General features: G+C 64.1%; 11 protein-coding genes. All 11 read right to left on the reverse strand.

Going from position 1 to position 12,915, the window contains the following annotated elements:
- Positions 1–4 precede the first annotated feature (4 nt).
- The 11 genes from NUW51_RS04530 to nuoG all read right to left on the reverse strand — a co-directional run bounded on the left by NUW51_RS04530 (position 5) and on the right by nuoG (position 12,825).
- Entirely contained in the window at positions 5–1,639 is a 1,635-nt protein-coding gene (locus tag NUW51_RS04530; protein WP_265563147.1) for a ribonuclease J, read from the reverse strand.
- Positions 1,636–2,415, reverse strand: coding sequence for a type III pantothenate kinase (locus NUW51_RS04535; protein WP_265563148.1), 780 nt, complete (start codon positions 2,413–2,415; stop codon positions 1,636–1,638). Before NUW51_RS04535 ends, NUW51_RS04530 begins: the two co-directional genes overlap by 4 nt.
- Positions 2,415–3,164 (reverse strand): biotin--[acetyl-CoA-carboxylase] ligase, encoded by a 750-nt coding sequence (locus NUW51_RS04540; protein WP_322597100.1) that lies wholly within the window; start codon positions 3,162–3,164, stop codon positions 2,415–2,417. Before NUW51_RS04540 ends, NUW51_RS04535 begins: the two co-directional genes overlap by 1 nt.
- Positions 3,131–4,576, reverse strand: a complete 1,446-nt coding sequence (gene nuoN, locus NUW51_RS04545; protein WP_265563149.1) for an NADH-quinone oxidoreductase subunit NuoN — start codon at positions 4,574–4,576, stop codon at positions 3,131–3,133. Before nuoN ends, NUW51_RS04540 begins: the two co-directional genes overlap by 34 nt.
- Positions 4,576–6,129 carry an NADH-quinone oxidoreductase subunit M gene (locus NUW51_RS04550; RefSeq protein WP_265563150.1) on the reverse strand — a complete coding sequence of 518 codons (1,554 nt, stop codon included), beginning with the start codon at positions 6,127–6,129 and terminating at the stop codon, positions 4,576–4,578. The genes nuoN and NUW51_RS04550 overlap by 1 nt, the downstream gene beginning before the upstream one ends.
- Positions 6,129–8,207, reverse strand: coding sequence for an NADH-quinone oxidoreductase subunit L (nuoL, locus tag NUW51_RS04555; RefSeq protein ID WP_265563151.1), 2,079 nt, complete (start codon positions 8,205–8,207; stop codon positions 6,129–6,131). Before nuoL ends, NUW51_RS04550 begins: the two co-directional genes overlap by 1 nt.
- Before the next feature lie 8 nt (positions 8,208–8,215).
- Positions 8,216–8,521 carry an NADH-quinone oxidoreductase subunit NuoK gene (gene nuoK / locus NUW51_RS04560; protein WP_265563153.1) on the reverse strand — a complete coding sequence of 102 codons (306 nt, stop codon included), beginning with the start codon at positions 8,519–8,521 and terminating at the stop codon, positions 8,216–8,218.
- Between the two features lie 130 nt (positions 8,522–8,651).
- Positions 8,652–9,257 (reverse strand): NADH-quinone oxidoreductase subunit J, encoded by a 606-nt coding sequence (locus tag NUW51_RS04565; RefSeq protein WP_265563155.1) that lies wholly within the window; start codon positions 9,255–9,257, stop codon positions 8,652–8,654.
- A 21-nt stretch (positions 9,258–9,278) separates the two neighbouring features.
- On the reverse strand, positions 9,279–9,761 hold the full coding sequence (nuoI, locus tag NUW51_RS04570; protein ID WP_245109992.1) for an NADH-quinone oxidoreductase subunit NuoI: 483 nt from the start codon (positions 9,759–9,761) through the stop codon (positions 9,279–9,281).
- Positions 9,758–10,813: an NADH-quinone oxidoreductase subunit NuoH gene (gene nuoH, locus NUW51_RS04575; protein ID WP_265563157.1), complete on the reverse strand. Its 1,056-nt coding sequence runs from the start codon at positions 10,811–10,813 to the stop codon at positions 9,758–9,760. Before nuoH ends, nuoI begins: the two co-directional genes overlap by 4 nt.
- A complete protein-coding gene (nuoG, locus tag NUW51_RS04580; RefSeq protein ID WP_265563159.1) occupies positions 10,810–12,825 on the reverse strand; it encodes an NADH-quinone oxidoreductase subunit NuoG in 2,016 nt (671 codons plus the stop codon). The genes nuoH and nuoG overlap by 4 nt, the downstream gene beginning before the upstream one ends.
- Between the last annotated feature and the right edge of the window lie 90 nt (positions 12,826–12,915).

The following is a 12,915-nucleotide window of genomic DNA, read 5'->3' on the forward strand; positions in this document are numbered from 1 at the left end:
GGGCCTAGTCCCCCACCGCCATGACTTCGACGATCGGCTTCTTGCCGGTCCAGGCAAAGGCGCAGCGCCGCACCGCGATGCGCACCTTCTCGAGGATACGGTCGCGATCCTTGCCCGGCTCATAGGCCTTTGCCGCGCTATCGGCGAGATCGGCGAGAAGGTCCTCGGCATCGGCCTCGACCGGCACGCCCAGCGCGCGCACCTCGGGCTCGCCCCTCAGATTGCCCTTGGCATCCACGCCCAGCGCCACCGCGATCACGCCGTTGAATCCGATCTTGCGCCGCTTGTTCATCGTCTCGCCATCGGCGGGCAGGATGACATCGCCATCGAGCACGAGCCGCCCAGTGCGGACATGATCGACCTTTTCGGGCTTGCCCGGCGCCAGCTTGATGACCTCGCCATTGACCTGGAACACCGCGTGCGGAATGCCGCTTTCCCGGCCCAGCTTGGCCTGTTCGCGCATATGCCGGTTCTCGCCATGAACGGGCACCAGCACGTGCGGGCGGATCCATTCGTACATCTGGCGAAGCTCGGGCCGCCCCGGATGCCCCGACACGTGCACATGGTTCTGCTTTTCGGTGACGATGTTGATGTCGAGATCGGACAACGCGTTCATGATGCGGCCGATGGCGATCTCGTTGCCCGGGATCTGCTTGGATGAGAAGATCACCGTATCGCCCTTGGCGAGCTTCAAATCGTGATTGCCGCTCGCGATCCGTGCCAGCGCCGCGCGCGGCTCGCCCTGCCCGCCGGTGGCGATGATCAGCACCTTGTCCTTGGGCAGCCGCATCGCCTCGTCGAAGCGCACGGGCTTGGGGAAATCCATGAGATAGCCGGTCGACTGCGCCACGCGGATGATGCGATCGAGACTGCGCCCCGCGACACAGACCTCGCGCCCCGTTTCGCGTGCGATCTTGCCCAGTGTCTCGAGGCGCGCTGCATTGGACGCGAAGGTCGTCACCAGCACGCGGCCACTCGCCGCTTTGACCGCCTCGAGGAGCCCGTCATGGACGCCCTGCTCGGACCCCGAGCGCTTTTCGTCGAACACGTTCGTACTGTCGCACACCAAGGCGAGCACGCCCTCGTCGCCGATCGCGTGCATCGCTTCATCGCCCGTCGGCGTACCGAGCACCGGCGTCTCGTCGATCTTCCAGTCGCCCGTATGGAACACCTTCCCATAGGGACTGTCGATCAGCACGCCATTGCCCTCGGGGATCGAGTGCGACAGCGCCACGAAGCGCACACTGAAGGGATCGAGATCGACCGACCCGTCGCGTTCGATCACGCGCAGGTCGAGCTGCCCCGTCAGCCCCTCGGCCTCGAGCTTCTCAGCGATGAGCCCCGCGGTAAACGGCGTCGCATAGAGCGGCACCTTCAATTCATCGGCGAGATAAGGGATGGCGCCGATATGGTCCTCATGGCCATGGGTCAGCACGATCCCGACCAGCTCCTCCTGCCGCTCCTCGATGAATTCGAGGTCGGGGAGGATAAGGTCGACCCCCGGATAATAGGGATCGGCGAACGTGAGGCCGAGATCGACCATCAGCCACTTGCCACGGCAACCGTAGAGATTGACGTTCATGCCGATCTCGCCCGACCCGCCGAGCGCGAGGAAAAGCAGTTCGTCCTGCGGGCTCATGCGCGCGATCCTTTTTCATGCATCAGGACGAGCCCGCGCAAGGTGAGTTCGAAATCCACCTCGTCGAACAGTCCGTCGATTTCGTCGAACAGCGCGGCGAGGCCGCCCGTCGCGATGACCTTGGCCGGGCGCCCGATCTCCGCCTTCATTCGCTTCACCAGCCCCTCGATCATGCTGACATAGCCCCAATAGACGCCGATCAGCATCTGGCTCGCGGTCGTCCGACCGATGACGCTGTCGTCCTCGGGTTCCTCGATCGCGATGCGCGGCAATTGCGCCGTCTTGCCGGTCAGCGCATCGAGGCTGAGGTTCACCCCCGGCGCGATGATGCCGCCCTTGTAGGCACCGGTATAATCGACCACGTCGAACGTGGTCGCCGTGCCGAAATCGACGATGATGAGATCGCCCTCGTGCGCGGCATGCGCCGCTACCGCGTTCAGCGCCCGGTCCGCCCCGACATTTTGCGGTTCGTCGACATCGAGCGCCAGCGGCCAGCTCGCATCGCCTTGCCCCGCCACGACCAGTTCGGTCTTGCAGTAACGGCTCGCCAGCTGCGACAAATTGTGGATCGCGCGCGGCACCACGGTGCCAACGATCATACCGTCGACCGCACTGAAATCGAGCCCGTTCAACTCGAGCAACTGCTTGAGCCAGACCGCATATTCATCCGCCGTCCGGCGCGCTTCGGTGGCGATGCGCCAGCGATGCCGCACCTCGCCATCCTCGACGAGCGCGAAGACCATGTTGGTGTTACCGACATCGACGGCGAGCAGCATCAGCGTTTCCCTTGGATCGGCGAATCGACGACGGACACATCGCCTGCGTGGATGGTCTCGACCGTATCCCCGACCTTGAGACGCAGCGCCCCATCGTCCTCGATCCCGGCGAAATAGCCCTCGCGAACCTGCCGGTCGCCATCATGGACGCGCAGCACGGTGCCGATAGGGTGCGATCGCTGAAGCCACGCCATTGCCGTCGCTGCGGCCCCGCTCGACCGCCATGCCGCCAACAGGCGTGCGAAGGCGCCAGCGAGCAACGGCGCAAAGGCCTGCGGTGCCATTTGCACCACGTCGGCGAAGCTGGCGGTGTCGCGTCCCTCGATATCGGGAGCGACGGCGAGATTGACCCCGAAGCCCACTACCACCCGGTCCCCGGCACGCTCGAGCAGGATGCCCGCAGCCTTGGCACCGCCAAGCAGGAGGTCGTTGGGCCATTTGAGCAGCGTATCGGCGTGCGGCGCCGCGACTTCGATCGCGTCGCGAAGCGCGAGGCCTGCGATCAGCGACAGGCTCGAACTCGGCGGATCGCTGTCTTTGAGTTGGACGAGCGTCGAGCCAAAAAAATTGCCATCGAGGCTCTGCCACTCCCGGCCCTGGCGACCCCGCCCGGCATCCTGCCGACGCGCTACAAGCCAATCGCCTTCGACCGCATTGGGGTCGCCCAGCATGTCACTATTGGTCGAACCCGTGACATCAATGACGCGAATTTTACTCAGAAGAGCGTCCCCGCTGCATTGGACGACCAGTCGCCGAGCGGTCCGATGAGGAGATAGCCGAGCGGGCTGACGATCAGCGCGAAGAGCGTGATGAACAGCGCTTCGAGCGCGCCGGTCTTGCCGCCCACCTTCTGCTCGAGATCATCGAAATACATGACCTTGATGATCTTGAGGTAATAAAAGGCGCCGACCACCGTGCCGATGATGCCCGCGACCGCGACCCAGATGAGCCCCGCATCGACGGCGGCATTGAACACCAGCAGCTTGGGCCAGAAGCCGAACAGCGGCGGGATGCCCGCCAGGCTGAACATGAAGATCGCCAGCGCCGCCGCCATGCCGGGACGTGATTGCGACATGCCCTTGAGGTCGTCGATGGCTTCCAGAGGCTCGCCCTTCTCATTCTTCAGCGACAGGACGACGAGGAAGGCGCCGAGTGTCATGACCGTATAGATCGCCATGTAGAAGAGCATCGCGCTCGCGCCCTCGGGCGTTCCGGCGGCAAGCCCGATGAGCACGAAGCCGATATTGTTGATCGAGCTATAGGCAAGCAGGCGCTTGACGTTGGTCTGCCCATAGGCCGCGATCGCGCCGAGGAAGACCGAGGCCAATGCGGCGAAGATGACGATCTGGCGCCACGCATCGACCGCCGGACCCATCGCCTCGAAGCAGACGCGCGCGGCAAGCAGCACCGCGGCGACCTTGGGCGCCGAGGCGAAGAAGGTCGTCACCGGCGTCGGCGCGCCCTCATAGACGTCGGGCGTCCACATGTGGAACGGCACCGCCGAAATCTTGAAGGCGAGACCCGCCATGGTGAAGACGAGCCCGAACAGCAGCCCGATGCCAAGCGCTTCCTCGCGCCCGAAGGCAGCGGCGATGCCGCTGAACTGCGTGGTTCCGGTGAAGCCGTAGACGAGGCTCATGCCGTAAAGCAGGATGCCCGAGGCGAGCGCGCCGAGAACGAAATATTTGAGCCCCGCCTCGGCCGAGCGCGCATCGGTGCGGCGATAGGAGGCGAGCACATAGGCCGCCAGACTGTTGAGCTCGAGACCGACATAAAGCGTGATGAGGTTGGTCGCCGAGACCATGACGCTCATGCCCACCGTGGCGAGCAGCATCAGCACCGGATATTCGGGTCCGTGCAGTTCGTCGTCCCCGAACCAGCGGTCGGCGGCGATGATCGCCACCACGCCCGACAGGTAGATCAGCACCTTGCCGTAGACGGCGAAGGGATCGGCCGACAGGAGGCCGCCGAACAGCGGGCCCGCCGCCGAGGGTTCGGTCGTGAAGACCGCCGCGATCGAGGCGGCGATGAGCAGTGCGACCGTGCCCCAGGTGGTGATCTTGGTCGCGCGCGCCCCCATGGTGCTCGCGGTCAGCATCAGCACCGGCTCTCCGAAGATGAGGATCAGTTCCGGCAGGATGGCAGCGAAATTATAGGTCATCAGTGGGCCCCACCCTCATGATCACTGTCGGCGGCGCCATGGTCGGCCACCACCTCGCCCGTGCCCTCGGTCGGGCGGGCGTCAAAATGCGGTTCGGAAGGCTCGATGCGCTCGAGCAGATAGCCGACATCGTCGCGCATCGGTGCCATGAAGCTCTCGGGATAGATGCCCATCCACATGACCACCGCCGCGATCGGCACCAGCAGCAGCCATTCGCGCGTGACGAGGTCGGGCATCGCGGCCGCATCGGCGTTGCGCTGCGTGCCGTAGCACATGCGCCAGTAGAGCCAGAGCATATAGCCCGCCCCCAGGATGATGCCGGTCGTCGCGACGATCGCCGCCCAGCTCGACATCTCGTAGGTGCCGACGAGGCTCAGGAATTCGCCGACGAAGCCCGAGGTGCCGGGCAGGCCGACGCTCGCCATGGTGAACAGCAGGAACAGCACCGCATAGCCCGGCATATTGTCCGCCAGCCCACCGTAACGCGCGATCTCGCGAGTGTGGAGGCGGTCATAGACCACGCCGACGCACAGGAAGAGCGCGCCCGAGACGAGGCCGTGGCTGAGCATGACGATGAGGCCGCCCTCGATGCCCTGCCGATTGAAGGCGAACAGGCCGAAGGTGACGAACGCCATATGCGCGACCGAGCTGTAGGCGATGAGCTTCTTCATGTCCTTTTGCACCAGCGCGACAAGGCTGGTGTAGACCACCGCGATCCCGCTCAGGATGAAGACCAGCGGCACGAAGGTCGCGCTTGCATCGGGGAACATCGGCAGGCTGAAACGGATGAAGCCGTAACCGCCCATCTTCAAGAGCACGCCCGCAAGGATCACCGACCCGGCAGTCGGCGCTTGGACGTGCGCGTCGGGCAACCAGGTGTGTACCGGCCACATCGGCATCTTCACCGCAAAGCTGGCGAAGAAAGCGAGCCACAGCCACCATTGCACGCTGGCGGGAAAGTCGGTTTCCATCAGCACCGGGATGCTCGTCGTCCCCGTTTCGAGGATCATGTAGAGCATCGCGATCAGCATCAGCACCGAGCCGAACAGCGTGTAGAGGAAGAACTTGTACGCCGCCTTGATCTTCTCCGCACCGCCCCAGATGCCGATGACGAGGTACATCGGAATGAGGCCGCCCTCGAAGAAGATGTAGAAGAGGAGCAGGTCCTGCGCGGTGAACACGCCGATGATGAGCGCCTCGATCCACAGGAAGGCGCTCATATATTCGGGGACGCGGCGCGTGATCGCCTGCCAGCTCGCCCCGATGCAGATCGGCATGAGGAAGACGCTCAGCATGATGAGCATCAGCGCGATGCCGTCGATGCCAAGCGCCCAGGCCGGGGTCATCCCCCCGCCGCCCAGCGACACGAACTCGGTGAACTGCCAGCGATCCCCGCCGACCTCGAAGGCGCTCCACAGCCAGATGCCGAGCACGAGGTTCACCAGCGTCGCCAGCAATGCCGTCCAGCGCGCGGCATTCGCGCCCATGAACAGCACCGCGATCCCCGCAAGCGCGGGAACGGCGATCAACGTCGAGAGAATGGGAAAGTCCATCAGTTCGCCCACCAGAAGGCCCAGGTCGCCGCGGCAATGAGGCCGAGCAGCATGACCAGCGCATAACTATAGAGATACCCCGACTGCAGGCGGGCCGAGAGCCCGTTGCCCCAGTCGACGAGCTTGGCCGCGCCGTGCGGGCCGAAACGGTCGATCGTCTTCTCGTCGCCGCGCTTCCAGAAGAAGCGGCCGATGGCCAGCGACGGCTTCACGAACAGGAAGTGGTAGAGTTCGTCGAAATACCACTTGTTCTTGAGGAAGCTGTACAGCCCGCCCGTCGCCGCGACGATCTTCGCCGGCGCGCCCGGATTGCGGATGTAGTTGTTCCACGCAAGCATCAGCCCGATCAGCATGACGATGAAAGGCGAGAATTTGACCAGCATCGGCACTTCGTGCGCGGCATGGACGAGATGTTCGTCGTGGACGAGGCTGCTCGCCCAGAAGGCCGCGCCTTCCTCGACCCCGAAGAACGGATAATAGAAGACATAGCCCGCCAGCACCGCGCCGAGCGACAAGACGCCGAGCGGGATCAGCATCGACACCGGGCTTTCATGCGGATGATAGCCTGCCGTGCCGGTGGGCACGGGCTTGGGCGTGACATCCTCGCTGTCGACATTCTCCTCGTGCGCCGGCGCATCGTGGTGCGCGTCATGCCCGTCGTGCACGGCGTGCTGGATATGCTCGGAGGCCGCCCAGCGCGGCTTGCCGTAGAAGGTGAGGAAGATGAGGCGCCACGAGTAGAAGCTCGTCAGCAGCGCGGCGAGCACGCCGATGAAATAGGCGAAGCCCGCGGGCGTCGAGCCCATCGCGGCGGCCGCAAAGGCGCTCTCGATGATCGCGTCCTTCGAGAAGAAGCCCGCGAAGCCGAAATAGGTGCCGGGGATGCCGACGCCGGTGATCGCCAGCGTGCCGAGCATCATCGCCCAGAAGGTGACCGGGATCTTCTTCCGCAGACCGCCATAGTATCGCATGTCCTGCTCGTGGTGCATGGCATGGATGACCGAGCCCGCCCCGAGGAACAAGAGTGCCTTGAAGAAGGCGTGCGTGAACAGGTGGAACATGGCCGCGCCATAGGCGCCGACGCCCGCGGCAAAGAACATGTAACCGAGCTGCGAGCATGTCGAATAAGCGATCACGCGCTTGATGTCGGTCTGGACGAGGCCAACGGTGGCCGCGAAGATCGCGGTCGCAGCGCCGACATAAGTGACGATGTCCATCGCATAGGGCGCGACCTCGAACAGGGGCGACAGGCGGCACACCATGAAGACGCCCGCCGTGACCATCGTCGCGGCGTGAATGAGCGCCGACACCGGCGTCGGGCCTTCCATCGCGTCGGGGAGCCAGGTGTGCAGGCCCAGCTGCGCCGACTTGCCCATCGCGCCGATGAACAACAGGATGCAGATCAGCGTCAGCGTATCGACGCCCATGCCGGCAAAGCCGATAGTCGAGCCGACCATCGACGGCGCAGCCTCGAGGATCGCAGGGATCGACACCGTGCCGAAGACGAGGAAAGCGGCAAAGATGCCGAGCGAAAAGCCGAAGTCGCCGACGCGGTTGACGACGAAGGCCTTGATCGCGGCGGCATTGGCCGAGGGCTTGTGATACCAGAAACCGATGAGGAGGTAGGAGGCAAGGCCCACCCCTTCCCAACCGAAGAACATCTGCACCAGGCTGTCGGCGGTCACGAGCATGAGCATCGCGAAGGTGAAGAGCGACAGATAGGCGAAGAAGCGCGGCTGCGAGGGATCCTCGTCCATATAGCCCCAGCTGTAGAGGTGGACGAGGCTCGATACCGTCGTCACCACCACCAGCATCACCGCCGTCAGCGTGTCGACGCGCAGCGCCCAGTCGACGCTGAGGTCGCCCGAATTGATGAAGTCGAGCACCGGCACGACCGTCGCCGTATTGGCGCCCGTCAGGAACCCGATGAAGATCGGCCACGACAACGCGCAGGCGATGAACAGCGCGCCGGTGGTGACGACCTTGGCCGGCACCTTGCCGATCGCGCGGCCACCGAGGCCGGCAATGATCGCTGCCAAGAGCGGCAGGAAGACAATCAGGATGATCGAGGTCTGCATGAGGAAGCTTAGCCCTTCATCCGGTTGACGTCGTCGACCGCGATCGAACCGCGGCGACGGAAGAAGATGACGAGGATCGCGAGCCCGATCGCGGCCTCGGCGGCGGCGACGGTCAGCACGAACATGGCGAACACCTGGCCGGTGAGATCACCGAGATAGGCGCTGAAGGCCACGAGGTTGATGTTCACCGAAAGAAGGATGAGCTCGATCGCCATCAGCATCAGGATGATGTTGCGGCGATTGAGGAAGATGCCGAGCACGCCGATGGTGAACAGCACCGCCCCGACGGCGAGATAATGACCAAGTCCGATCACAGCTGCCCCCCTTCGACCGTCATCCCAGCGAAGGCTGGGATCCATGTCGGCTCGATCGCACCACGTGCGGCGTCAGCTGCACTGGCATGGGCCCCAGCCTGCGATGGGGCGACAATGTTCTGAATGAAGCTCACAGCTCCACCCCCTTGCCGCTTTCCGGCTGCTTGAGCACCACCGCTTCCTCGGGACGACGGCGGTTCTGCTTGTCGATATTCTGCGGACGCGCATCGCCGCGCGAACGGTGCGTCAGCACGATCGCGCCGATCATGGCGACCAGCAGGATCAGCCCCGACAGTTCGAACGGCACGAGGTATCGCCCGTAGAGCAATTCGCCCATGGCGACGATGTTGGACTGCTCGATCGGCGGCGGCGCATCGGCAATGACCGGCCCCGCCTGCCCCGCGATGACCGCGATGCCCATTTCGGCGAGCAGCACCAGCGCGATCAGGATGCCGAACGGCAAATTCTGCGTGAAGCCCGAACGCAGCTGCGCGAAGTCCACGTCGAGCATCATGACGATGAACAGGAACAGCACCGCGACCGCGCCGACATAGACGAGGATCACGAGGATCGCGATGAATTCGGCGCCGAGCAGGATCATCAGACCCGCCGCGTTGAAGAAGGTGACGATCAGCCACAGGACGCTGTGCACGGGATTGCGCGCGAACACGACCAGCAACGCCGAGATGATGGCGAGGCTGGCGAACAGCGTGAAGACGAGGGATGCTAGGGTCATGATGTCCTTGTTTCCGCGCCGTTAGCGATAGGCCGCATCGGCGGCAAGGTTGGCAGCGATCGCCGCTTCCCACTTGTCGCCATTCTCGAGCAGCTTGGCCTTGTCGTAATAGAGTTCCTCGCGCGTCTCGGTCGCGAACTCGAGATTGGGGCCTTCCACGATCGCATCGACCGGGCAGGCTTCCTGGCACAGGCCGCAATAGATGCACTTCACCATGTCGATGTCGTAGCGCGTCGTGCGGCGGCTGTTGTCCTCGCGCGGCTCGGCCTCGATGGTGATCGCCTGCGCGGGGCAGATCGCCTCACACAGCTTGCAGGCGATGCAGCGCTCTTCCCCGTTGGGATAGCGACGCAATGCATGCTCGCCGCGAAAGCGCGGGCTCTGCGGCGTTTTCTCATAGGGATAGTTGATGGTCGCCTTGGGCTTGAAGAAATACTTCAGCGTCAGGACGTGCGCCTTCAGAAATTCCCACAGGGTGAAGGACTTGATGGCGTGGGCGATCACAGCGCACCTCCGGAATAACGCGTCAGCATGAGATAGCCCGAAACGAGCATGACGAAGAGGATCGACAGCGGCAGGAAGATCTTCCACCCGAGCCGCATCAGCTGGTCGTAGCGATACCTCGGCACGGTCGCCTTCACCCACCCGAAGACGAAGAAGAAGAACAGGATCTTGGCGAACAGCCAGACGATCCCCGGCACCCAGTAGAGGAACTCTACCTCGACCGGCGGCAGGAACCCGCCCCAGAAGAGGATGGCGTTCAGCGCGCACATCAAGAGCACGTTGGCATATTCGCCGAGCCAGAAGAGCGCGAAGCTCATCGATGAATATTCGGTCTGGTGCCCCGCGACCAATTCGCTCTCCGCCTCGACGAGGTCGAACGGGGTGCGGAAGGTCTCGGCCATCGAGGAGATGAGGAACACCACCGCCATCGGGAAGAGCAGCGGCGAGAAGCCGAAGCCGTTGAGGAAGCCCAGCGCGAAGCCCTTCTGCGCGAGGACGATCTCTGTCATGTTGAAGCTGTTCGCCCAGAGCACGACGCAGATGATGACGAAGCCCAGGGAAACTTCGTAGCTGACCATCTGCGCGGCGGCGCGCAGCGCCGAGAAGAACGGGTACTTCGAGTTGGACGCCCAGCCCGCGATAATCACGCCATAAACGCCGATCGAGCCGATCGCGAGGATGTAGAGCAGCCCGATATTAAGGTCGGCCAGCACCACGCCGACATCGAACGGCACCACCGCCCAGACGAGCAACGCGACCGTGAAGGTGATGATCGGGGCGATGAGAAACAGCGCCTTGTTGGCGCTCGCGGGGATGATGGTTTCCTTGAGGAAAACCTTCAAACCGTCGGCAAAGCTCTGGAGGAGCCCGAACGGCCCGACAACGTTGGGCCCGCGCCGCAGCGCGATGGCGGCCCAGATCTTGCGCTCGGCATAGATGATCATCGCCACCGCCAGCATCAGCGGCAGCGCGATGGCAAGGATGCCGATCATGTTGGCGATGAACCAGGCCCAGCCATGGCTCATGCCCAGACTTTCGAACCAGGCGGTCATTCCGCGGCCTCCGCGATGGTTTCGCCATGCACCAGCTCGGCCGAGCAGGCGTTCATCGTCGGACTGTGACGACAAATGGCATTGGTGAGATAATAGTCGCTGATCGGATAGAGGATCGCGCCCTCGCCCTTCGCCGGGATCGACGGCGGGCTGAACGGCAGATCGACGACCACGCCCTCATCCACCCCCAGCGCGGGCACGTCCTTCACCATCGCGGCGCGCAGCTGCGAAAGGTTGTCGAACGGCAACGTCTTGCCGGTGAGGTCCGAGACGGCGCGAAAGATCGACCAGTCCTCGCGGGCATCGCCCGGCGCGAAACAGGCCTTTTCCGAACGCTGCACGCGCCCTTCCACATTGACATAGGTGCCATGCTTTTCCGCCGGCGCCGCTCCCGGCAGCACGAGGTCGGCAAGCCGCGCCCCCTTGTCGCCATGATGACCGACATAAACCTTGAAGGCCTTGGGGAAGGCATCGGCACTGACTTCGTCGGCGCCCAGGAGGATCACCATCTTGGGCTTGGCCTCGATGATCCCCGCCATACCCTTCTCGTTGGCAAAGCCGAGCATCAGGCCGGCCATCCGCGAAGCGGCGGTGTGGAGCGTGTTATAGCCGTTCCACCCGTCCTTGATGACATTGAGCGAATGCGCCGCGGCATGGGCATCACCCTGTCCGCCCGCCGCCAGCACCGCCGGCCCCGTGATGAAGACAGGCTTCGCAGCCGCCTTGAACGCATCCTTGACCGCTTTGGGCAGCTTGCCGAGCGCCTTCAGATCCTCGCCGATCCACTCGACCGGATAGCCGAGATCGACCTCAGGCCCGACGCCAAACACCTTGGCCCCGCGGCGCACGGCCTTGCGCACGCGCGTGTTGATCAGCGGCGCTTCCCAGCGAAGGTTCGTGCCCGCAAGGAAGATCGCATCGGCATTTTCCACCTCGCCGATCGGCGTGTTGAACCGCACGCTGCCAAGATCGGAGACGTCATAGTCCATCCCCGTCTGGCGGCCTTCCAGCAGCGTCGACTTCTGCGACTTCAAAAGCGCCTTGGCGGCATACATGGTCTCGGCATCGAGCAGGTCGCCCGCAATCGCCGCGACCTTGGTCTTCGCCTCGCCAAGCTTGTCGGCGAACAGCTGGAGCGCCTCGCCCCAATCGGCGGCGCGGAGCTTCCCATTCTCGCGGATCCACGGGCGATCGAGACGCCCGCGCACCAGCGCGTCGACATGGTGACGGCCCTTGTCCGACAGCCACTCCTCGTTGACGTCGTCGTTGATGCGCGGCAGCACCCGCATCACCTGCCGCCCGCGCACTTCGTAACGGATGTTCGAGCCGACCGCGTCCATCACGTCCACGCCCGGGACCTTCTTCAGCTCCCACGGCCGCGCCTCATAGCTGTACGGCTTGCTCATCAGCGCGCCGACCGGGCACAGGTCATGCAGGTTGCCGGAAAGCTCGCTGGTCAGCGCCTTTTCGAGATAGGTCGTGATCTGGCTGTCCTCGCCGCGGAAATACATGCCCATCTCGGGCGTACCCGCGACCTCCTCGGCAAAGCGCACGCAGCGGGTGCACTGGATGCATCGGGTCATCGCCGTCTTGACGATCGGACCCATATATTTGTCCTCGACCGCGCGCTTGTTCTCGTCATAGCGCGAGGTGCCGCGACCATAGCTCATCGCCTGGTCCTGAAGGTCGCATTCGCCGCCCTGGTCGCAGATCGGGCAGTCGAGCGGATGGTTGATGAGGAGGAACTCCATCACCCCTTCGCGCGCCTTCTTGACCATCGGCGTATCGGTGCGGATTTCCTGCCCCTCGGCGGCGGGCAGCGCACAGCTTGCCTGCGGCTTGGGCGGCCCCGGCTTCACCTCGACGAGGCACATGCGGCAGTTGCCCGCGATGGTGAGGCGTTCGTGATAGCAGAAGCGCGGGATTTCCTTGCCCGCAAGCTCGCACGCCTGCAGCACGGTCGCGCCCTGCGGGACCTCGAGTTCGACGCCGTCGACGGTTACCTTAGGCATTAGTCGCTTCCCGGCCCTTCATTGATATTGCGAGTGGGGTCCGGCTTCGGCGGATCCCGGAAGATTAAAAACATGAGCGCGCCCATCCCG

The sequence above is a fragment of the Sphingomicrobium arenosum genome (assembly GCF_026157085.1).
Classification (GTDB): Bacteria; Pseudomonadota; Alphaproteobacteria; order Sphingomonadales; family Sphingomonadaceae; genus Sphingomicrobium; species Sphingomicrobium arenosum.

Coding starts and splice junctions, on each gene's coding strand:
- NUW51_RS04530 (WP_265563147.1), bottom strand. CDS start 1,639: ATGAGCCCGCAGGACGAACTGCTTTTCCTCGCGCTCGGCGGGTCGGGC.
- nuoH (WP_265563157.1), bottom strand. CDS start 10,813: ATGACCGCCTGGTTCGAAAGTCTGGGCATGAGCCATGGCTGGGCCTGG.
- nuoN (WP_265563149.1), bottom strand. CDS start 4,576: ATGACCTATAATTTCGCTGCCATCCTGCCGGAACTGATCCTCATCTTC.
- NUW51_RS04535 (WP_265563148.1), bottom strand. CDS start 2,415: ATGCTGCTCGCCGTCGATGTCGGTAACACCAACATGGTCTTCGCGCTC.
- nuoL (WP_265563151.1), bottom strand. CDS start 8,207: ATGCAGACCTCGATCATCCTGATTGTCTTCCTGCCGCTCTTGGCAGCG.
- NUW51_RS04565 (WP_265563155.1), bottom strand. CDS start 9,257: ATGACCCTAGCATCCCTCGTCTTCACGCTGTTCGCCAGCCTCGCCATC.
- NUW51_RS04550 (WP_265563150.1), bottom strand. CDS start 6,129: ATGGACTTTCCCATTCTCTCGACGTTGATCGCCGTTCCCGCGCTTGCG.
- nuoG (WP_265563159.1), bottom strand. CDS start 12,825: ATGCCTAAGGTAACCGTCGACGGCGTCGAACTCGAGGTCCCGCAGGGC.